The 23,223-nt window shown below is 43.4% G+C and carries 11 protein-coding genes; 9 read left to right on the top strand and 2 right to left on the bottom strand.

All coding sequences use genetic code 11. The features are described 5' to 3' along the window. Positions 1-23 precede the first annotated feature (23 nt). Positions 24-722, bottom strand: a complete 699-nt coding sequence (locus IPO83_03830; GenBank protein MBK9730411.1) for a 2OG-Fe dioxygenase family protein — start codon at positions 720-722, stop codon at positions 24-26. 689 nt (positions 723-1,411) lie between these two features. Here IPO83_03830 and IPO83_03825 point away from each other — a divergent pair. From IPO83_03825 to IPO83_03810, 4 genes are all read left to right on the top strand, one after another. Next, complete coding sequence (locus IPO83_03825) at positions 1,412-2,065, top strand: hypothetical protein (protein MBK9730410.1); 654 nt, start codon at positions 1,412-1,414, stop codon at positions 2,063-2,065. Between the two features lie 194 nt (positions 2,066-2,259). Then, a complete protein-coding gene (locus tag IPO83_03820; protein ID MBK9730409.1) occupies positions 2,260-2,745 on the top strand; it encodes a hypothetical protein in 486 nt (161 codons plus the stop codon). 10 nt (positions 2,746-2,755) lie between these two features. Next, a complete protein-coding gene (locus tag IPO83_03815; GenBank protein ID MBK9730408.1) occupies positions 2,756-3,376 on the top strand; it encodes a hypothetical protein in 621 nt (206 codons plus the stop codon). Next, complete coding sequence (locus IPO83_03810; GenBank protein ID MBK9730407.1) at positions 3,303-4,322, top strand: Dyp-type peroxidase; 1,020 nt, start codon at positions 3,303-3,305, stop codon at positions 4,320-4,322. The genes IPO83_03815 and IPO83_03810 overlap by 74 nt, the downstream gene beginning before the upstream one ends. A 423-nt stretch (positions 4,323-4,745) precedes the next feature. On the opposite strand, the gene IPO83_03805 is transcribed toward IPO83_03810, so the two are convergent. Continuing rightward, positions 4,746-5,075 (bottom strand): transcriptional regulator, encoded by a 330-nt coding sequence (locus tag IPO83_03805; protein ID MBK9730406.1) that lies wholly within the window; start codon positions 5,073-5,075, stop codon positions 4,746-4,748. A gap of 59 nt (positions 5,076-5,134) precedes the next feature. On the opposite strand from IPO83_03805, the gene IPO83_03800 reads away from it, so the two are divergent. From IPO83_03800 to IPO83_03780, 5 genes are all read left to right on the top strand, one after another. Continuing rightward, a complete protein-coding gene (locus IPO83_03800; GenBank protein MBK9730405.1) occupies positions 5,135-5,668 on the top strand; it encodes an ATP-binding protein in 534 nt (177 codons plus the stop codon). Positions 5,669-6,069: 401 nt separating this feature from the next. Next, positions 6,070-7,467: a sugar MFS transporter gene (locus IPO83_03795; GenBank protein MBK9730404.1), complete on the top strand. Its 1,398-nt coding sequence runs from the start codon at positions 6,070-6,072 to the stop codon at positions 7,465-7,467. A gap of 474 nt (positions 7,468-7,941) precedes the next feature. Then, positions 7,942-8,523 (top strand): hypothetical protein, encoded by a 582-nt coding sequence (locus IPO83_03790; GenBank protein ID MBK9730403.1) that lies wholly within the window; start codon positions 7,942-7,944, stop codon positions 8,521-8,523. Between the two features lie 558 nt (positions 8,524-9,081). Beyond that, the gene (locus IPO83_03785; GenBank protein ID MBK9730402.1) at positions 9,082-22,197 is read left to right on the top strand and encodes a right-handed parallel beta-helix repeat-containing protein; all 13,116 of its coding nucleotides are present in this window, start codon (positions 9,082-9,084) and stop codon (positions 22,195-22,197) included. A gap of 74 nt (positions 22,198-22,271) precedes the next feature. Then, a complete protein-coding gene (locus IPO83_03780; GenBank protein ID MBK9730401.1) occupies positions 22,272-23,189 on the top strand; it encodes a hypothetical protein in 918 nt (305 codons plus the stop codon). The last annotated feature ends 34 nt before the right edge of the window (positions 23,190-23,223 follow it).

The following is a 23,223-nucleotide window of genomic DNA, read 5'->3' as shown; positions in this document are numbered from 1 at the left end:
TCAAATAGCAGTATAATCCATATTTAAAATATCCTATGACCGTCCTTCATCGAAGGATCATCTCCGATAAAGATTTCAGAGGCATCATGCATCAGTCTTTTATCGTCAATAACGATTCTATCCAGTGGGCCTAATAAAGTGAATTGGCTGATAATATTTTTATCGTTGTCTGCAATCCTGCTTATGCCTCCCGTAATATTTTTTCTTTCCATCAATTGTACGGTAACAAAATCCACCCCATCTTTATGCAAGCCTCCCGGGGTAGGTAAGGCAGAAGTTTCTTTATTGCATAGAACACGAAAAAAATGAACGCTTACTTCCCAAGGCCTTAAAAAGTTATTAAATCTGTTTAAAATAGTAAAATTCGATAATAATAGTTTTTTGAAAATTTGGTTATTTATTGCGGTGGATGGTATCGGATCAATAATTTTTTCAATCCCTCCTGTAATTTTATTGACTTCGGTTGATTGAAAGTATTTAGTTGGGGGCAAAACTGAAATTTGTCCAGCTGTGCTAATGTGAAATTTACTAAAACATCTCTGGCGATATTTGCCATTGTTAGGTAAGTAGTTGTCGGGACCAAGGTTGTTCCATTCTTTTCTGAATTTTTCGAATTCAGCGAACTCTGTGCCAGCTAAAGTCTGATCCCTTTTATAAATTAAAGTATATCCTTTTCCTTGTATGTCTTTAATTTTTGTCAATAGTATATTATCAGAAATCATGTGTTTTGAATTGCAAAGTTTATTTTTCAGTTATAAATATATCACTTTCTCATTAGAATAGTTCCTCGGAAAGGAGGTTAATACATCTCTTATAGAGATACTGAAGTTTAATTAAGGTTATGTCTTGACACAACCCTTCCTTACCACCCAACTCCTGTTATCGCATCTACACCAAGGATTTTTCCAATCGTCTTATAACACAACTCATACCTGTGTAAATACTCTTAACCCATAAGACTTTTTCCGAATAGTCTGGTAAGCCTCCTCCAAAGTAGGATAGGTTAAAAATATACCATTGGGAGATTGTATAGGGAAAGATAGTTAAATAATTCGCCGGGAAGGAGAGATTTTTGCTGAAAAACCGACAAATATTTTTTATACTTTCGCTTGAGAAAAACGTTGGCAATTTGAGTGATGAAAGTGTAGTAGAGCAATGGATTGAACGCGTATTACCAATGTTTTAGCGGAAAAGATGTTTGCTTGTGGACCATCGCGCGAAGCATCAAAGTTGGTTCATTTTCATCATCGTATTGGTGAACGGGCATCGAGTTCATTTTAAAGGAGAGTATCCGGATCAATGGTGATGATTTAATGCATCTTCTGCCTGTATTCTTACCCAAGGAAAAAAAAAGTTAATTTACGCTGATTCAAAACTTTAAACTCTTATAATCTTAGTCAATGTAACTGCGATGCCAATACAAAAATTTTCACCTCCGGCCTATATCCAGGATCTAAATGAAACGCTCAAGGATGCATGGAGCAATATCATTGATAATTGGTATAAACAGGCGATAAGGTACCTAAGAGAAAGCCACGGCATTCCCAATCCATACTTGTTCAATCTACTAGAACATCCTGAAGCGGAAAACGGTCCTGTAAGAGAAATCCCATGGAATGGCTACCCCAGAAAGTATAAACTTGTATTCCCAAACCAGGATGAACGGTGGAGAATGACGGAATCGGTTGTGAATAGAGATCTGAATGGCAGATCAACTCCGTACCGTTATCTTGTTAATGGAAATTATATTAAGGCCACTGATATTTTTTTCAGGGACCAGGATGAATACTGTGAATGGAAATCTTTCTACGATCCCGTAAGCAATCATCTGAAGAAAATAGTGTTTACCTGCGAAAACCCTGAGTACTGGACTTTTATTGCTGAAAATGACCGCCAGCTACTTTTGGCCAAATACAGGGAAATAACCGGTGAGAACGTGGTTATGGACGATCTTTTTTCAATAAGGATATTTACTATCCAAACGATGACGGACAGTATGAAAATCAAAACGGCAGGTATAATCCGCATAATAAATGGAATAGTACGCATGGCATACTTCATCTAAGCCATCCCGCCAACTCCCTTTCTGCAGAGATATATCTTGCGGCCGATGCCACCGTGGTGAGAACAGACAACAGTGGATCCATTATCACTGATGATAAGACCTTGATTTGTTGTTCGGCATACGGTAGTCCCAACCGATTTAGCGATCCTACCATTGGGTCCAGAATAAATACATTGGTAAGAAATAAGATCTCTGTGACGGTTAATGATCCTGTCGGTCTCTATATCCACAGCCTAGACACAGGAGCCATCGAATTTCCACAGGGACTTTCATTTGAAGACTGCTGGAAAATTGTACGTGGCAGTGGGAATATGATCCTGCGGGCTGAGTTTTCGGTGCCAGACAATAGCGGACATACAATGGAAGACATCATGGTGGGTGGGAATAGCTTGAAATTTGGAAGCCAACTTGCAGAATATATCAATATGGTGATTTATGGCAAGGGCTTCAATTTCCAATTACCAGATCCAATGCCAAGTGATTGCGTCGCTCATTGTTGCACTGTTCCCGCTTTTCCCAATCTAGTTCAGCCAGTTGACATTAATCAATCCTGTACACCAACACCCGCGAGCCTTATTTTATCCCGTCCGCTTGAAATCTTCCAAGCTGCTGATGCCGAAACAATATTGCTGACAAACAAAAGCATGCTCAAGCACAAATTTGTGAAGAAGAGAATATAACCACTCAACCATGGATGAACCGTTACTAGATGTTTTCGACATTCAGGCCAATATTGCGCCTGGATTTAGGTTACCACATCAATGGGTAATGGGCTTTGCAGGAAGCTTTATTTCACTGAAAGAAGTATTGAAATATCTTGCTCCCAAGCTTACTTCAATGCAACAGGCATATGAATACCATAAGGTGCGGAAAAGACTCTCTATCGAAAAAGGAATATTTGGTTTAAAGAGCTTCAAATTGCATGAAGAAGCTGAAATATTATGGTTCAACCTTGCAATAGGAAGAGATTTGTTAAAAGAACTGAAACTTCTTGCGCCTGAAATGCAAGATGCTTCTTTTGCAGCAGGAATGTACAACCGATCTTTTCATTTGGGCGATCCGCGAAACGAAGGTGAACAGGGACATAGAGATGGCTGGAAATTCGGAAACCCTGAAAAAACCATAAGCCTTTTGTTAATTGTTGGATCAAGCAAGGAAAGTTCATTGCTTGAACAAGCAGATATCTTTGAAAAAAAATTCCATAAGCTCATCATCTACTCTGAAGCAGGGAATAGGCTTGAAAACGATACCGAGCATTTTGGTTTTAAAGACGGTGTATCGCAACCTAGGCATACGCGGATTTGTTTATAATGATGGCACTTCATATCTCGATGAAAGAAGGGTAATAAACAGCATCACTGGTCCTGAATTCTCTATACCGGGGGCTGTTTTAGTCTGGCCCGGCGAATTCATATTTGGATACCCGAAACAAAGCAGCAATAATTATAGACTCCCGGATCCTTTTTCAACAGAGGGGGACCCTGTTTTGAAAAACGGTTCCTATTTGATTATTCGCCGCTTGTCGCAAAACGTCCGCGCTTTCTATGAGGAAACAGCACGAATTTCAACTGAATTACAGCAATTACAAGGCTTTCAGAAATTCAATGCGGAATATGTGCGCGCAAAAATGGTTGGGCGGTTTAAGAATGGGGTGCCACTTACAAAAGAGGATACCCGAAGTACTGCAGTATTTGATCTTTTCGAAGATAATAATTTTCTGTACAAGGAAGGAGCTCAATCCGCCAAACTTAATATTGGGACCATAGTCTCTGGAAGCAAAAGTGATTTTATGGGGATTAAGTGCCCAATGTTTGCGCATATTAGAAAAGTCAATCCAAGAGACCTTTCCACTGATCAAGGTTCGGAAACAGATACTTCAAAATTTAGGGTGTTGCGGAGAGGTATACCTTTTGGCAAGCCATATGATTTTATTAACTCAGATAATCCAGTGAACAAGGAGGATCGGGGATTGTTTTTCATTTCTTATCAGACTAACATTGCCCAACAATTTGAACTCCTTCAAAACCGATGGGCTAATACGGCTATTAATCCCGAAGAAAACAAAGGATTTGATATGGTTATAGGTCATAATAATTCTGCTGAAGATCATAATATTTGGAGCATATTTGAGAACGAGCAGTTAGAAGGGAAAAAAGTAATGTCCATCAACAAATGGGTTATACCCACTGGAGGCGATTACTTTTTTTGTCCTTCTATATCCCTCGTGCAAAAGATAGTAGCTCTAATTCATTCATGAACTTTATGTTTAGCTATTATTAATCTGGCCGAGATAACCCACATTTTTCGAAGATTTTCTTAAAAAATGGTAGCAAGACTAAATTAATCTATTCAGTACCTTTATATAGACCAAGAATTTCTATAGTATCAGCGAGACAAAGAGATCCTTGAACGGTATTCGGTATGTTCATGTGCCTTAGGCAGGAAATCCCTCAGCAATTCGTAAAAGTTCAAGGAATGTAAAACAAGTGCTTGAAATGCCGACTTTCCATTTTCCCAATAGTGGTTTTTCTACGAAAAATCAAATTCTTCATCACGTCCAGTTGAATTTGGTCGGTGTCCTTGGAAGAATGGATTACAAAAGTGACATTGCAGGAAGCACATCAATTTTTAGGATAGGTTGAAATTAAGCATGAATGGAATCTTTTCGTGAAAAACCGAATCATGTGGTTGACAAAATCTCTTCGAGTCTCCTTTGGATTTTTCTATTTGGTTTGAATTTCCCCATTTCCCAACTCCCTACCGTTGAAGCATCAACTCCAAGGATTTTGCCGAGACGCTTGTGACTTAGTCCTCTTTTTATCCGGTATTGTTTGACCTTAAAACCCAAGCCATCTCCATCGGCTTGGACTGGGTAATAACCGAGAAACCTCACAATTTTGGGCATAAATTGGATTCGAGGTGTAGATCTCCCATTTCCCCAATAGGTTATGCAATCGGTACTAACTCCAATTATGCTGGCAACCTCCTTCTGAATTAGCTGGAGTTCCAGCCGTTTCTTCCGGATATGATCCCCAATTTTCACAGGATTTTTCGGAAATCCCTTACCAAATGGCTTTTTCACCAAATTTGCGGTTCGGGAAAAAGGCAACGCATGTATGTCCGTGTGGTTATTACAATCACCCGGAAAAAGAATGTGTATGCGGTGCAGGTGTTGTTCAAAAATATCTGAACCGCATTTCAGGTCCGTTACTGGATCGGATTGATCTGCATGTTGAAGTTACTCCCGTTCCGTTTAGGGAATTATCGAATATCAAACTATCAGAAAAAAGTGACCAGGTAAGAGAGCGCGTTATTAAAGCACGCGTGTTCCAGGAAGAACGCTTCGCAGAACATAAAGATGTTCACTCCAATGCACAGATGACCACGAAGATGATGCGGCAGTATTGTTTGCTTCCACCGGCAGGTGATCAACTGATAAAAACTGCCATGGAAAAATTAGGACTGTCTGCTCGTGCTTATGATCGCATTCTCAAAGTATCGCGCACGATTGCTGATTTGGAAGCAAGTGAAGATATTAGAGTAGAACATTTGGCAGAAGCGATACAGTATCGAAGTTTGGATAAGGAGAATTGGGCTGGGTGATTCGCATTGAATACATTCGTTAGTGCTGATTTTTTCACGCGAATACTTTCTTCCTTGCATTCTCTTAATGTTATACATTGAATGTGATTGAAGACTGTATCTTGCGTCAAATGGAAATCATCCGGCAAAGATTTTTTGCATTGTGCCCAATGTGGTTCACGACTGGTGAGACTGATAAAAGCCATCGCTTCCTTAACAAGTGGTGTTGTGCAACCAGGCATAAAAATCATTTTTGACTGGAAAAACTCATTGAATCATTCTTTGCTATCATTTTAAATTCAACCTCATAGTTAAACGGCCAATGGCATTTTCAGCTCCAATAAAGTCAACAGGCGGTATGGCAAATACCGGCGAAACCAACTACACACCTGCCCTGGTGGTGCTCACTTCACTTTTTTTTTGTGTGGGGTTTTATTACCTGCCTGAATGATATCCTGATCCCTCATCTGAAGACCATCTTCGACCTGTCCTACACGCAGGTGATGTTCGTACAGTTCACTTTTTTTACAGCCTATGCAATCGTATCCCTTCCTTCCGGCATGCTGGTGGAAAAGATTGGTTATAAAATGGGAATAATTGCCGGCCTGCTTACAGCGGCGGCTGGAACAGCGTTGTTCTATCCCGCAGCCGGATTTCGTTCATTTGAGATCTTTCTGTTGGCGCTTTTTGTACTGGCTTCCGGCATCACGCTCTTGCAGGTTGCAGCCAACCCTTACGTGGCCATCCTGGGCAAACCTGAAACAGCGTCCAGCAGGTTAAGCCTCTCGCAGGCATTTAACTCGCTGGGAACGACAGTGGCTCCGGTTATTGGCTCCATCCTGATCCTTTCTGTTGCAGTGTTAGGTGCAGATGAACTGGCAAAACTTTCTTTGTCAGACCAGGAAGCATACAAATTGAACGAAGCAAGCGCTGTTCAAACTCCTTATTTGATTTTAACAGGGATGCTGGTGCTGATTGCCATCATCATTGGCTTCTTTAAGTTGCCTAAGATTGAAACGGCTTCCCAGTCATCGGGTTTGCCCATTGAAGGAAATTATGAGCATCAGCAAAAAAGCGCATGGGGTTACCGGCATTTGGTTTTGGGGGCCGTTGCAATTTTTGTTTATGTAGGCGGCGAGGTTTCTATTGGCAGTTTCCTGGTAAACTATTTCAAGGAGCTTTTGAACATGCCGGAAGCGGAAGCAGGAACTTATGTGGCAATGTATTGGGGCGGTGCCATGATCGGAAGATTTTTCGGTTCGATAACGCTCTCAGGGATGACGGATAGCAGAAAGAAAAACATCTATGCGACAGGTGTGTTTGTGCTTGCATTTGCGCTTGCCTTGTACATCACCAAAGAGTATCAAAACCTTGCTTCATTTTCTCTTGCAGGGTTCAATAAGTCGATGATATTCCTTGTGCTGGTAGGTTTGAATTTCATGGCATTTAATTTAGGAAAACAAAAGCCGGGCAGAACGCTTGCTATCCTGGCCTTTTGTGCTGCAACTTTGGTGATCATATCCATGCTTACAAACGGGTCATTCGCCATGTGGAGCATCTTAAGTGTTGGATTATTCAACTCCATCATGTTTCCAACCATTTTTACGCTGGCGATTGATGGATTAGGCAAGCATACAGGGCAAGGTTCCGGAATACTTTGCACAGCCATTGTGGGTGGAGCAATTATCCCAGTGATACAGGGGATTTTTGCGGATAACATCGGCATTCACCATGCATTCATTTTGCCGGTACTCTGTTACATGTACATCGCTTATTATGGACTGAAAGGACACATTCCTGTAATGGCGAAGGGTGCCTGATGAGGGGCATTCATGTTTCATGGATGGATGAAGGGATTACATTGCAGCAGTGCTTACGCCTCAACCATGAGAGGGGAACAAAAGCAATGTCACACTGAGCGCAAACTATTTTATATCGAGTTCTTTGAGAATGACACTTTTAATACATCTTGAAAATTAATTGATCAAACCAAATGTCATTAGCAATGCATCGTCCAATCAAAGCGTCATCCAATCAAAGCGTCATCCCGAATTTATTTCGGGATCCCCAATAAGTAGAAACGATGTCACTATGAATCTAAAAACTGCAACTCAAAAAAAACAATCCAGGCCTTTGGATACGAAGTTCAAATTGGATGGGATGCCGAAATAAATTCGGCATGACAGCCCCGTAGCGAGAAACGCTCTATCAACCCTTCATCAAGAATCAACCATCGTCCAATCGTCGCCTCATCATGATGCAAACTATTCAGCGCAATACCAGTCAAACAATTATTGGAATTAATTCCCGACGCGCAATTGGAAATACTTGCTGCTGAAAGCAAGGTGGGTTTTCAGGTAAAGAAACTCACCGGCAAGTGTATGTTCCAGTTGATTCTGTTTTCGATGATTAATAGTGAACGGGCAAGCCTTCGTGTTATGGAAGCAATGTTTCATTCCATGCAATTCAGGCTGGTGGCACGCTCCTGCCCCATTGCTGTTGTGCAGCCAAAGTTCTTTCTTCATTTCTCCATTTTCGAAGGGACCTGTTTTTGCAAATACAGATTGTCCGAGTGTATTGTATACCTGTACGATTGCATTACCATCTATCTCCTTTTTCATATCCAGGTGAAGAACGAATGGCCATCAGTTGGATTCGGATATACATTAATTGCTGCTGATGGTTGTAATTCAGCATTTGATTTCCAGGAACTGAATACTGCCAGCACATCTGATAACGTGAAGCAACCCTGTAGTAAGATTGGGAACAAGAACAGGAATAGCACCCGCACCGCAACAGGTGATGCTATCACCTTCAGTGAACCTGGATCAGCTTTGGTTAAAACTACCTATAACCAATATGCAAGATTGATATGACTAAATTACGGTTAGTAAGAATTCAATTGAAATATGTGTTTTTAATTGGATTAATAGTTTATATGTTTGATTCTTCAAGGCGTAACTCTCAGCCTTAATAGAACAACAATTATTACCGATTATTTATCAGGAGGCGTGTGAAAAAAGGCTATATTTTTCGATAGCATTTATTTATCAAATTTTTAAAAATAGCAAACCAACAATTTCAAAAGGCATTGCTGTAAACCACCACGGCATTTAGCGCCAATGGTATGATGTAACTTTCTTTCCCGTAGCCGGAAAAGGGAAAGTTCCCGCTGTTGACAGCCCTGTTAGCAATTGAATATGATTTGTTTGATTCATAAAAATAAAATCAAAGAATATTATTTGATTTTAAAAGTATTGATAAACAAATAATTGAATAGAAATATTATTAATTCCAAAAGACATAAAATTCAACAAGCAAAACCTATGTTAAGGGTTAAAGCGCTGTTTTAATAGTACAGATTACACAAATAAATAGATAGATAAATAAGTAAACAAATATTATTAGTCTCTAATTACCTTAAACATCAAACTATGAAAAAGAACTTCTACCGCAGCACTAAGCTGAGCATCCTGGTTACTCTACTTCTTTTTATTGCCAGTCAAAACGCGCTTGCACAATTATTTCAGCAGGATTTTACCGGAGGTAACCCCTTATCGCAATATGTAAGCGCGACTCCGAACAACCATCAGTTTACTGCTATCAGCGTATCCGGTGGCGCGTCGGCTTCAGCAGCTTCGAATGCGCTTGTTTTCACACGGTCTGCAGGGAATGCTACTTTTTCCCGGATTGCAAATTTCTCCGGACCTCCCACATCACTCAGTTATTCATTTACACTTTCCACCACGTCATCTGGACTTACCAACAGTGTGGCACAGTTGAAGACCGGTCAGGACTTCAGCAACGCTATTACTCCGGAAACCAACCCCAATACCTATTCCCGCATCGCGATTGACTATGGATCAACCAGTGGTCAGTTCCGGTTACGTGATGTTACCTCCGGTGCGGTATCAGCCTATTTTTCAAGTCCGCAAAGTATTACCTGGACAATGAATAATTCAGGCACCCTTATTACTTATATCAGTCCGTCAGGATCCGCCGAGACTATCGGAGACGACAAGATGGATGTTTGGGTGGGAACCACTAAAGTATTTGATGACAAAGCGGTTACCACGCCTGGTGCTGTAATATCAGATCTTAAATTCCTTCTTGCTTCCGGCAGCGGCTCTATATCATTGGATAACATTTTAATTGATCCGCTGGCGTCCGCAATTACCTGTGCAAATGATCCTGCAAGTGCTGCTACTGATCCCGGAACCTGCAGCGTTTTTGTAAATGTGGGTTCGCCTGTAGAAAATGGTCCATGCAATGAAGTAAGCATTACCAATGATTGGAATGGCACGGACGATGCATCTGATTACTATCCGGTGGGTACAACCATTGTAACCTGGACCATTACCGACGATTGCGGCAATATGCTTTCCTGTTCCAATATGATCACTGTCAGTGATGATGAGTTTCCGGCATTTACGAATTGTATCAATAAGAGTGGTTCCACTGATCCTGATATATGCACCTATACGATACAAAACAGTGAGTTCGATCCGGAAGTGAGCGACAATTGCTTTCTTACGTCATTAACATATACCGGCACTGGTGCCACAAGCTTAAGCGGAGGTGGCACCCTTTCAGGTGAAATTCTTAATAAAGGAACTACACAAATTACCTGGACAGCCATAGATGCCAGCGGTAATACTGAAGAATGCATGTATGATATCACCATCACTGATAATGAAGCACCTGATTTTACGCTATGTCCAGGAAACGCATCCCGAAATAGTGATACGGGAGCTCCAACATATACCTCCGTTGGCAATGAGTTCAATGCTATAGCCACGGATAATTGTGGCACCGTTACTTCTTTAAAAGCCAGCTTATCAGGAGCTTCTTCAGGAACCAATTTAAGTTCCTTAACAGGCCAGGTATTTAACTTCGGAATCACGCATGTTAAATGGATTGCTATAGATCCCGTTGGGAATAGAGATTCCTGCGAATTTGATGTAACCGTAATCGGACCTGTTCAAAATCTAAACACGTCCGCATACTATGTAACTATCCAATCTGCAGTAAATGCAGCTACTGCAGGCGATGTGATCCAGGCAAGCGCGGGTACCTATAACGAGCGGGTAGTATTGAATAAATCACTTACGGTACAAGGTACTAATAAAGTAACCTGTATGCTTGATGGGACAGGTTTAATCGGTAACGGTTCGGGAATTATTATTAATTCAGGAATTACCAATGTGACGATTAAGCACCTTACTGTTAAGAACTACGCTGGCAACGCTCCTAACTCTTACGCGGGTATTTATGCAGTAGGGCAGAATAATAATCTTACGGTGTTGGGCTGTATTATAAAGGATAACTTAGGTGGAAGTGGTTTATATGCAAACGGACCAGTCAATACAGTGACGTATGATAGCTTGACTGTTTCCGGTCACACGGCTGTAGCCGGAGCTGCCAGGGGTATTGTAATCTGGAACGGACTCAAACAAAATATCTCGATTACAAACTGCGAGGTATTTGGAAACAACTGTTGTGGTATTGAGTTACAGGATGGAACGGCATCGGGGGTTACAATGACCAACAACAATGTTCACGACAATAGTGACAATGGATTTGGGGTCATCGGCTTTACCGGTGGTACAGGACCTAACCTGATATCGGCCAACACGATTTCGAACAATGGCCGTTTTGGTATCGAATTGAAGAACCCGAATGGCAATGGAGAAACAAGTGGTACAGGAAGCATTGTTATTCAAAACAACAATGTAACATTCACCGCTTCACCTATAATGAATAACCGCGATCATGCTGGCATTTCCGTTTATCGCCGCGGATTCGAATCAGGAAATCCCAGTGGCTATCCGGACGTTCCAACGGGAGTGGTGGTAACAGGAAACACTGTCGATGGGTACAAGCAACTAAATCCCGGCAGCGTTGAAAGTAAAGGATATGGTATTGTGATTGAAGGAACCAATCATTCAGTGGTTAGTAATATTATTAACAACAATGACGTAGGTGTGCAGGAACAAGGTGGCGCCCATCCTAATGCAAACTATGTGGTAAACAATGTTGGTGATGCTAATCAGAATGATGGCTCATCGGCCAATTATTTCGGACGTGGCAATGCTCCCGTGGCTTGCGGCAATACTATTGACGGAACCAATACCTACAGTGGCAACACGGTAAACAACAACACCGTTACCGGAAGTGGTTCTTATGGTCTGGTGATGAACACCACCACCGGTGAACTATTCTGTTCTATCCAGGCTGCCATCAACGATGCGCAAACACTTAACGGAGATACACTCGAAGTAAATCCGGGCAACAACTACAACGAACAGGTGCTGGTTAATAAAAGTGTAATTATTAAAGGTGTTGGCCTGTCACAACCTACCGTCAATTTTACAGGTACGGTAACGGGTAAACCAACATTGTTTGATGTATCAGCAGATGGGGTTACCATTGATAACATTCATTTTAATGTAGACCTTTCAAAACTAAGAAGTGCTGTTATCGCAAGCGCCGTTACCCTTGATAACATTGTTATAAGCAACAACGTCATTGATGCCTATGGCACTCCCGCAGGATCCTATGGAGACCGAAACGCTGTGAGCATCAACTATACAGGCACTACAAATTACAGGGTAGCATCTGGAGGCGTAAACAGCATTACGTTTGAAGGCAATACGGTGAACGGTTCACTTCCCGGCAGCTTTTTCAGATCTGCCATTTCAGTGGATGAAGGTGGTGGAACCTTTTCAGGCAACACCTTGCAGACCATCAATCACGACATACTGGTACGATTTGGCAGCAATGGAAATATAAATGTTACCAATAACAATTTCAACGGCGGTGGAATCGAACTGGTCGAACACAATGCAGGTGCAGGTAATATTAACGTTACCGCAAACATATTCGATGCAACCTTCGCCAATACCTCAGCTCCCGGTACTGCAGTTTTAAGATTAAAAAATAATCAGCAGGCGAAAACCACCACGGTTCATGGTAATACATTTATAAATCACCAATGGGCGGTTAGTTTAGAAAATTACCGGTCAGTGAGTATTGACAGCAATTCCTTTACCCCTCTTGCAGGATCTACCAGCTACATTCACATTGCTGAGAATACAAAATCGATCAGCTCCAATTCCAACACCATTGTACAAACTACAGTTGACGGTTCCTTTACGAGAAACACTTTCAATGGATCAGGAACGAGTGGCGGAACAGCTATAGGATTTTATAACCACGACAGCGATGCCGCTTCTTTTGGCACCTTTACCATTGGTGGAAGCATGGCCAATGCCAATGAATTTAATCCAATGATCGCTCAGTTTATCCGCCTTGATAATCAAACCGGAAGCAGCAATGCGGCCACCAATCCAACCGATTATCCCGATACAGGTGGCTGGCCCACTACGATGGCTTGCTGGAGCCAGGGGTATGATATCCAAAACAATAAGTTTGATGTAGGTTCAGGATTGCAGTTTCCTTCTGCCATGAACTTTACACAACGCACTGCACTGGAAGGTGCATTGTTCCACAAGCCGGATGCGGCATGTACAGGTGAGCTGATCTATTTCGTGCCCGTCCATAACCTTACACAAAACACTTTTTATCAAACGATCCAGGCCGCTGTGAATGCAGCTACTGCAGGAGATGTGATTGAAGCAAGTGAATTTACCTACAATGAAAGAGTGGTCATCAATAAATCACTCACACTTCAAGGTGTGAATAAAAATAATTGTGTGCTTGATGGCACAGGCTTAGCAGGCACAGGTTCAGGTATCACCATTAATTCCGGCATTACCAATGTTACTATAAAACATCTTACTATAAAGAATTATGCAGGTGCAAGTCCAAATGCGTATGCAGGTATTTATGCGGTTGGATCAAATAACAACCTGACGGTAACAGGTTGTATTATAAAGGATAACTTAGGTGGAAGTGGTTTATATGCAAACGGACCAGTCAATACAGTGACGTATGATAGCTTGACTGTTTCCGGTCACACGGCTGTAGCCGGAGCTGCCAGGGGTATTGTGATCTGGAACGGACTCAAACAAAATATCTCGATTACAAACTGCGAAGTATTTGGAAACAACTGTTGTGGTATTGAATTACAGGATGGAACTGCTTCAGGGGTTACAATGACCAACAACAATGTTCACGATAATAGTGATAATGGATTCGGGGTCATCGGCTTTACCGGTGGGACAGGACCTAACCTGATTTCCACCAACACGGTTGCAAACAATGGCCGTTTTGGTATCGAATTGAAGAACCCGAATGGCAATGGAGAAACAAGTGGTACAGGAAGCATTGTTATTCAAAACAACAATGTAACATTCACCGCTTCACCTATAATGAATAACCGCGATCATGCTGGCATTTCCGTTTATCGCCGCGGATTCGAATCAGGAAATCCCAGTGGCTATCCGGACGTTCCAACGGGAGTGGTGGTAACAGGAAACACTGTCGATGGGTACAAGCAACTAAATCCCGGCAGCGTTGAAAGTAAAGGATATGGTATTGTGATTGAAGGAACCCATCATTCAGTGGTTAGTAATATTATTAACAACAATGACGTAGGTGTGCAGGAACAAGGTGGCGCCCATCCTAATGCAAACTATGTGGTAAACAATGTTGGTGATGCTAATCAGAATGATGGCTCATCGGCCAATTATTTCGGACGTGGCAATGCTCCCGTGGCTTGCGGCAATACTATTGACGGAACCAATACCTACAGTGGCAACACGATAAACAACAACACCGTTACCGGAAGTGGTTCTTATGGTCTGGTGATGAACACCACCACCGGTGAACTATTCTGTTCTATCCAGGCTGCCATCAACGATGCGCAAACACTTAACGGAGATACACTCGAAGTAAATCCGGGCAACAACTACAACGAACAGGTGCTGGTTAATAAAAGTGTAATTATTAAAGGTGTTGGCCTGTCACAACCCACCGTCAATTTTACAGGTTCGGTAACGGGTAAACCAACATTGTTTGATGTATCAGTGGATGGTGTTACCATCGATAACATTCATTTTAATGTAGACCTTTCAAAACTAAGAAGTGCTGTTATCGCAAGCGCTGTTACACTTGATAACATTGTTATAAGCAACAACGTCATTGATGCCTATGGCACTCCCGCAGGTTCATATGGAGACCGAAACGCTGTGAGCATCAATTATACAGGCACTACAAACTACAGGGTAGCATCTGGAGGCGTAAACAGCATTACGTTTGAAGGCAATACGGTGAACGGTTCACTTCCCGGCAGCTTTTTCAGATCTGCCATTTCAGTGGATGAAGGTGGTGGAACATTTTCAGGCAACACCTTGCAAACCATCAATCACGACATACTGGTACGATTTGGCAGCAATGGAAATATAAATGTTACCAATAACAATTTCAACGGCGGTGGAATCGAACTGGTCGAACACAATGCAGGTGCAGGTAATATTAACGTTACCGCAAACATATTCGATGCAACCTTCGCCAATACCTCAGCTCCCGGTACTGCAGTTTTAAGATTAAAAAATAATCAACAGGCGAAAACCACCACGGTTCATGGTAATACATTTATTAATCACCAATGGGCGGTTAGTTTAGAAAATTACCGGTCAGTGAGTATTGACAGCAATTCCTTTACCCCTCTTGCAGGATCTACCAGCTACATTCACATTGCTGAGAATACAAAATCAATCAGCTCCAATTCCAACACCATTGTACAAACTACAGTTGATGGTTCCTTTACGAGAAACACTTTCAATGGATCAGGAACGAGTGGCGGAACAGCTATAGGATTTTATAACCACGACAGCGATGCCGCTTCTTTTGGCACCTTTACCATTGGTGGAAGCATGGCCAATGCCAATGAATTTAATCCAATGATCGCTCAGTTTATCCGCCTTGATAATCAAACCGGAAGCAGCAATGCGGCCACCAATCCAACCGATTATCCCGATACAGGTGGCTGGCCCACTACGATGGCTTGCTGGAGCCAGGGGTATGATATCCAAAACAATAAGTTTGATGTAGGTTCAGGATTGCAGTTTCCTTCTGCCATGAACTTTACACAACGCACTGCACTGGAAGGTGCATTGTTCCACAAGCCGGATGCGGCATGTACAGGTGAACTGATTTATTTCGTGCCGGTTCATAACCTGACCCAAAACACCTTTTATCAAACTATCCAGGCCGCTGTGAATGCAGCTACTGCAGGAGATGTGATCGAAGCAAGTGAATTTACCTACAATGAAAGAGTAGTCATTAATAAATCACTCACACTTCAAGGTGTGAATGAAAGTAATTGTGTGCTTACCGGCACAGGCCTGGTTGGAACCGGCAGAGGTATTTTGATCAACAACGGAGTTACAGATGTAACGATCAGAAAATTAACTGTTCAGAATTTTGCAGGTGCCAATGGAAACACAGATGCAGGCATTTATGGGATTGGTGGTAACAGCAACCTCCTGGTTGAACACGTCACCATTAAAAACAATGTGGGTGGCAGTGGATTTTATGCAAACGGTCCGGTAGATAATGTAACGATTGACTCCGTTACTTCTACTGGCCATACCATTGGTGCACGTGGAATTGTAATCTGGAATGGATTGAAGACAAATATTACCATCATCAACTGTCATGTATTTGGCAACAACTGTTGTGGTATTGAATTACAGGATGGCACTGCTTCAGGGGTTACAATGACCAACAACAATATTCACGACAACGGCGACAACGGTATCGGATTGGTGGGACTGCAAGGCCCCGGCGAAAACCTTGTCAATATGAATACGCTTTTGAACAATGGCCGCTTTGGTATCGAAATTAAAAACCCGAATGGTTCCGGTGAAACAACAGGCGCAGGTCGCATAGTAGTGGAAGATAATGATGTATCCAGAACTACGGCAATAGTTGATGCACGTGATATTGCCGGTATTGCTGCTTTCCGCAGAGGTGTATTGCCAGAAAATGTTGATATACCAACTGGGGTTGTAATACAGAACAATACCGTCTCAGGCTTCACGCAGCCCAGCACCAGTGAAGGGTTTGGAATTGTGGTGGAAGGAACAAATCATACCGTAAGCTCCAATGATGTGAGCGGTTGTGATGTTGGTATTCAGCGCCAGGCAGGTCATACTCCTTATCCCGGTGACGGAGATCAAAATAATGTAGCGGATAGCTACTTTGGAAGAGGCAACTCTCCTATCGCCTGTGGTATCACCTTATCAGGAAACATTTTAAGCAATACAATCAATACGCGCGATGTTGGGCCCTTGGGTGGTGATGGTTACGTTTATAATTCAAATTCAGGCGAGACATTCTGTACGATACAATCAGCGATTGATGATGCACAAACCCTGGGTGGTCATTCAATCACAGCAACCGCAGGAACATTCCTCGAAAATGTAACCGTGAATAAATCAGTTTCGCTGAATGGTGAAGGTGCCGGCAATACGATTTTGAGAGCAACTTCCGCATGTAATGGAAATGGAATTACTATTTCATCACCCAATGTTGCTGTGTCAGATTTAACAGTGATTAAATTCACCCGCGGAATCCTTACGTCCGCTGCGGGAATCGACCTTGTCAACCTGGTTATTGATTCGAGTTGCACCAGTGCAGTGGATTTGTCCACCGGCACCAGTGGGCTTGATATCCTTAACTGCACATTATCCAACACCATTATCGGTGTCAGAATTGGATCAGGTGTAGGTGTTACTGACTTTTTAATGGATGGTTGCGAAGTTCACGGAAACACGCAGGGATTTTATGCCTCCATGGAGACTGTAGGAGGCACACCCATTTTTGACGATGTAACCATCCGTAACTCAGACTTCAGCTATAACAGGCAGAAGGGAATGTACTTTGAAAAACTAAGTAATGCGCTGATTGAAAACATCCGAATGGATTCAAGTGGTTATGATCCTACCTATAACTTTAATGCAGGTATAGATATTAACCTCAAGTTTTCAAGTTATTCAAATATCACTATTCAAAATAATGAAATTACAGATTGCGGTGCTCCGGGTCCTTCTTCTCACGTGGAGTCACCATGTGCCGTAACAATTAAAGCAAGGGATGACAGTCCCTCTTACAATACATTCCCTGCCACACTAACGAATGTAGATGTATTAAATAATGTAATAAATGGCCCACAGAACGGATTGCGTTTTGGTGAATTCGGAAAAATAAACAGCACGCCAACAGCGGTTGATGTTCATGAAAATGATCTGAGTGGTTCCTTTGCTAATAAAGCCATCATCAACAACACACTCAGTACAGTAGGCGCTACCTGTAACTGGTTTGGAACAACCGATGCTCCTACTGTTGCATCAAAAATTTCCGGCAGTGTTACCTATTCTCCTTATCTCACATCTGGTACTGACGGAGATGCAGATCCTGGATTCCAACCTTCAGGGTCCTGTACAGGATCATGCACTATTGCCATTACCGGAATTGATGTATCCAATGCTACGTGTTTCGGAGGAAATAATGGTTCAGCTACTGTGAATGTCAGTGGTGCTGTTGGTACAGTTACTTATTCATGGAATACCATGCCGGTGCAAACCTCGGCCATGGCAACAGGACTTTCAGACGGGGAAACCTATACCGTTGCGGTAACAGATACTAATGGCTGCGTAGTCATTGATTCAGTTGTGGTATCCCATGATCATGAATTACCGGTTCCAACTGTATCCGGAGATAACGATGTGTGCGAATTTTCAACCGGTGTGATTTATACTACAGAAGCCGGCAATTTTGGATATTCCTGGAGTGTCTCAGGAGCCGACAACTATACTCCAACAGACAACACCGTGAGTGTTGATTGGGGTGCTGCCATACTTGGAATTATCGCAGTAACTTATACAGATGAGTTCGGATGCGAAGGAACTTCTGCAAATTATGAAGTAGATGTTAATCCTTCCCCAACTGTTGCCAATGCGGGTCCGGATCAAACAGGATTCTCTACCTGTGGTCTGACAACTGTAACACTTGCTGCCAACGATCCTTCAGTAGGAACGGGTCAGTGGAGTGTGGTGTCGGGTGTGGGTGGTTCATTTGTGGATGACAGCGATGAAGGAACTGCGTTCAGCGGAACAGCAGGATCAACTTATGTATTGAGATGGACCATCTCCAATGCACCTTGTACTGCTTCTACCGATGATGTTACCATTACTTTCAATCAAAATCCAACTGCTGCCAATGCAGGACCCGATCAAACAGGAGCATCAACCTGTGGCCTGACTTCCGTAACGCTTGCTGCCAATGCTCCTTCAGTAGGAACGGGTCAGTGGAGTGTGGTGTCGGGTGTGGGTGGATCATTTGTGGATGACAGTGATGAAGGAACTGCATTCAGCGGAACAGCAGGATCAACTTATGTGTTGCGCTGGACGATTTCTAATACACCTTGTACTGCTTCCACCGATGATGTTACCATTACTTTCAATCAAAATCCAACTGCTGCCAATGCAGGACCGGATCAAACAGGAGCATCAACCTGTGGCCTGACTTCCGTAACACTTGCTGCCAACGATCCTTCAGTAGGAACGGGTCAGTGGAGTGTGGTGTCGGGTGTGGGTGGTTCATTTGTGGATGACAGTGATGAAGGAACTGCATTCAGCGGAACAGCAGGATCAACTTATGTGTTGCGCTGGACGATTTCCAATGCGCCTTGTACTGCTTCTACCGATGATGTTACCATTACTTTCAATCAAAATCCAACTACTGCCAATGCAGGACCCGATCAAACAGGAGCATCAACCTGTGGCCTGACTTCCGTAACACTTGCTGCCAACGATCCTTCAGTAGGAACGGGTCAGTGGAGTGTGGTGTCGGGTGTGGGTGGTTCATTTGTGGATGACAGCGATGAAGGAACTGCTTTCAGCGGAACAGCAGGATCAACTTATGTATTGAGATGGACCATCTCCAATGCACCTTGTACTGCTTCCACCGATGATGTTACCATTACTTTCAATCAAAATCCAACTGCTGCCAATGCAGGACCGGATCAAACAGGAGCATCAACCTGTGGCCTGACTTCCGTAACACTTGCTGCCAACAATCCTTCAGTAGGAACGGGTCAGTGGAGTGTGGTGTCGGGTGTGGGTGGATCATTTGTGGATGACAGCGATGAAGGAACTGCATTCAGCGGAACAGCAGGATCGACTTATGTATTGAGATGGACCATCTCCAATGCACCTTGTACTGCTTCCACCGATGATGTTACCATTACTTTCAATCAAAATCCAACTACTGCCAATGCAGGACCCGATCAAACAGGAGCATCAACCTGTGGCCTGACTTCCGTAACACTTGCTGCCAACGATCCTTCCGTAGGAACGGGTCAGTGGAGTGTGGTGTCGGGTGTGGGTGGTTCATTTGTGGATGACAGTGATGAAGGAACTGCATTCAGCGGAACAGCAGGATCAACTTATGTATTGAGATGGACCATCTCCAATGCACCTTGTACTGCTTCCACCGATGATGTTACCATTACTTTCAATCAAAATCCAACTGCTGCCAATGCAGGACCCGATCAAACAGGAGCATCAACCTGTGGCCTGACTTCCGTAACACTTGCTGCCAACGATCCTTCCGTAGGAACGGGTCAGTGGAGTGTGGTGTCGGGTGTGGGTGGTTCATTTGTGGATGACAGTGATGAAGGAACTGCATTCAACGGAACAGCAGGATCAACTTATGTATTGAGATGGACCATCTCCAATGCACCTTGTACTGCTTCCACCGATGATGTTACCATTACTTTCAATCAAAATCCAACTGCTGCCAATGCAGGGCCCGATCAAACAGGAGCATCAACCTGTGGCCTGACTTCCGTAACACTTGCTGCCAACGATCCTTCAGTAGGAACGGGTCAGTGGAGTGTGGTGTCGGGTGTGGGTGGTTCATTTGTGGATGACAGCGATGAAGGAACTGCGTTCAGCGGAACAGCAGGATCTACTTATGTATTGCGATGGACCATCTCCAATGCACCTTGTACTGCTTCCACTGATGATGTTACCATTACTTTCAATCAAAATCCAACTGCTGCCAATGCAGGACCCGATCAAACAGGAGCATCAACCTGTGGCCTGACTTCCGTAACACTTGCTGCCAACGATCCTTCCGTAGGAACGGGTCAGTGGAGTGTGGTGTCGGGTGTGGGTGGATCATTTGTGGATGACAGTGATGAAGGAACTGCGTTCAGCGGAACAGCAGGATCAACTTATGTGTTGCGCTGGACAATCTCCAATGCGCCTTGTACTGCTTCCACTGATGACGTTACCATTACTTTCAATCAAAATCCAACTACTGCCAATGCAGGGCCCGATCAAACAGGAGCATCAACCTGTGGCCTGACTTCCGTAACGCTTGCTGCCAACGATCCTTCCGTAGGAACGGGTCAGTGGAGTGTGGTGTCGGGTGTGGGTGGATCATTTGTGGATGACAGTGATGAAGGAACTGCGTTCAGCGGAACAGCAGGATCAACTTATGTATTGAGATGGACCATCTCCAATCCTCCGTGCACGGCTTCTACCGATGATGTTTCCATTTCATTCAACCTGGTACCGGATGCAATATCAACTCCTTCCAGTCAGACACTCAACTGTTCAGGTACTTCCATCACTCCAATCGTGCTCAGCGGATCAGTGGGCGGAACGACCTTCAACTGGACGCGTAACAACACGTCGAATGTGACGGGTATTGTATCCAGCGGCAGTGGGAATATTTCAGGAATTCTTTCCAATACCACTCCTACAAGTCAGATGGTGACATTTACTGTTACACCATCTACTGCCACTTGCACAGGTTCGTCTATCAATGCTACGGTAAACGTGTTAGCACCTATCGTTCTAACTACCAGCCAGGTTAATGTGAAGTGTCGCGGACAAAGCAATGGCAGTGCTAATGTTTCTGTATCAGGTGGCACTTCTCCCTATTCGTATTTGTGGAGTAATGGCAGAACTGTTGCGAATATTATCAACCTCGCAGCAGGAAATTATACCGTTACAGTTACCGATGCCAATGGATGCACTGCGCAGACGGTTGTTACCATTACTCAACCTGCTGCTTCACTCACTGTTTCCATTTCAGGAACGTTTGCAGGCGGATCACTTACCGCCAATCCTGCCGGTGGCACGCCGGGTTATAGCTACCTCTGGAATACCTCTGCGACAACCCAATGTGTGGGAACCTGCAACGGTGTACCATTGGTGCATCAAACCTACCTGGTAACAGTTACGGATGCCAACGGCTGCAAAGCTTCCGCAAGCAAGGCCGTGAAGTTTGAAGATGAGAATGTAACTGAAGAAGCATTCACGGCAATTGTTTATCCGAATCCTTCCAAAGATCAGATCACCCTTGAATTCAGTGGATCCTACGACAGCAGGTATCTGGTTCAGATTCGGGATATCAATGGAAGGCTGATGATGGAAGATCAAGGTGCTTCCGTAATGGGGCCTAATCAACTCCATTATGACCTGAGTCAGTTTGCAGCAGCTACTTATTTCATATTCCTGGAGAATGCTGAAAACAGCAAGGTGCTGAAAGTAGTTTTGCAGCAGTAAACTGTGAATCAATACCAAAGAGGCGTGGTGAGAACTGCGCCTCTTTTTTAAAATTTCCGTGATAACGATTAAACATGATCTCTGTAACACCAGATACAACGGGATGCAAAGTCAATATGCTGATTTTCGCATTGATTATTTCCAACCTGTTCATCAGCAGGCAGGCGAACTCACAGGACTGCAGCTTTTCGGTAAATGCGGGTCCCGGCATTGATGTATGTTCCGGTGGCCAGGTAAACCTTGGAGGTACTATTGGAGGCGATGCTACGAAAGCCGGTTGGCGCGGTGGCAAAGGAATATTCGAACCCAATCGTGAAACCCCAAATGCGCATTACACTCCTCATGCTTCAGAAGCCGGAACAACAGTACTACTTATACTGGTGGCCAGCAATCCTGATAAGCCTTCGTGCATGCCGGTAAGAGATGAAATAAAAATTGTTGTGAACCAGGAAATAAAAGCCAATGCAGGAGTCGACCAACGAATCTGTTCAGGAAATACTGTGTCACTTCATGGTTCGGTTACTCCGGGCAAAGCAAAAGAGACGACCTGGATAACCAACGGAACCGGAACATTTGACGCGCCGCATAAAGCGGATGCCGTTTATACGCCTTCTTCCGATGACATAAAAAATGGCGGATGCTCCATTATGCTGGAGGCGCAACCTTTCGGTGTTTGTCTGCCGGATTCTGATGTAATGATACTTATGATAGATGCTTCCCCTGAAATTTATACGAAGGAATTGATAAATGTTGATCCAGGAAGCAATGTGAATCTTGTTGCCACCGGTGCAGAAAAAGCAGTTTTTCAATGGCGCTCAGCAGGCAGCGGTGCTTTCACCCATGCAAATGAAGGAAACACGGTTTACAAACCATCTTCCGGGGATATTGCAAATGAAACAGTGAAACTGCATGTGATGATGACTTTGCCTGAAAATAACTGCCCTGCGGAAAAAGAGGTTACCCTCCGGATTAAACCTGCAGCAAAAAAATAATAAAGGAGAACTTATCTATAAAGTGAGTTCTGCA

Source organism: Chitinophagaceae bacterium, from assembly GCA_016717285.1.
GTDB lineage: Bacteria > Bacteroidota > Bacteroidia > Chitinophagales > UBA10324 > JACCZZ01.
Note: the sequence above shows the minus strand (reverse complement) of the source record. Positions and strands in the feature narration are given on the sequence as shown.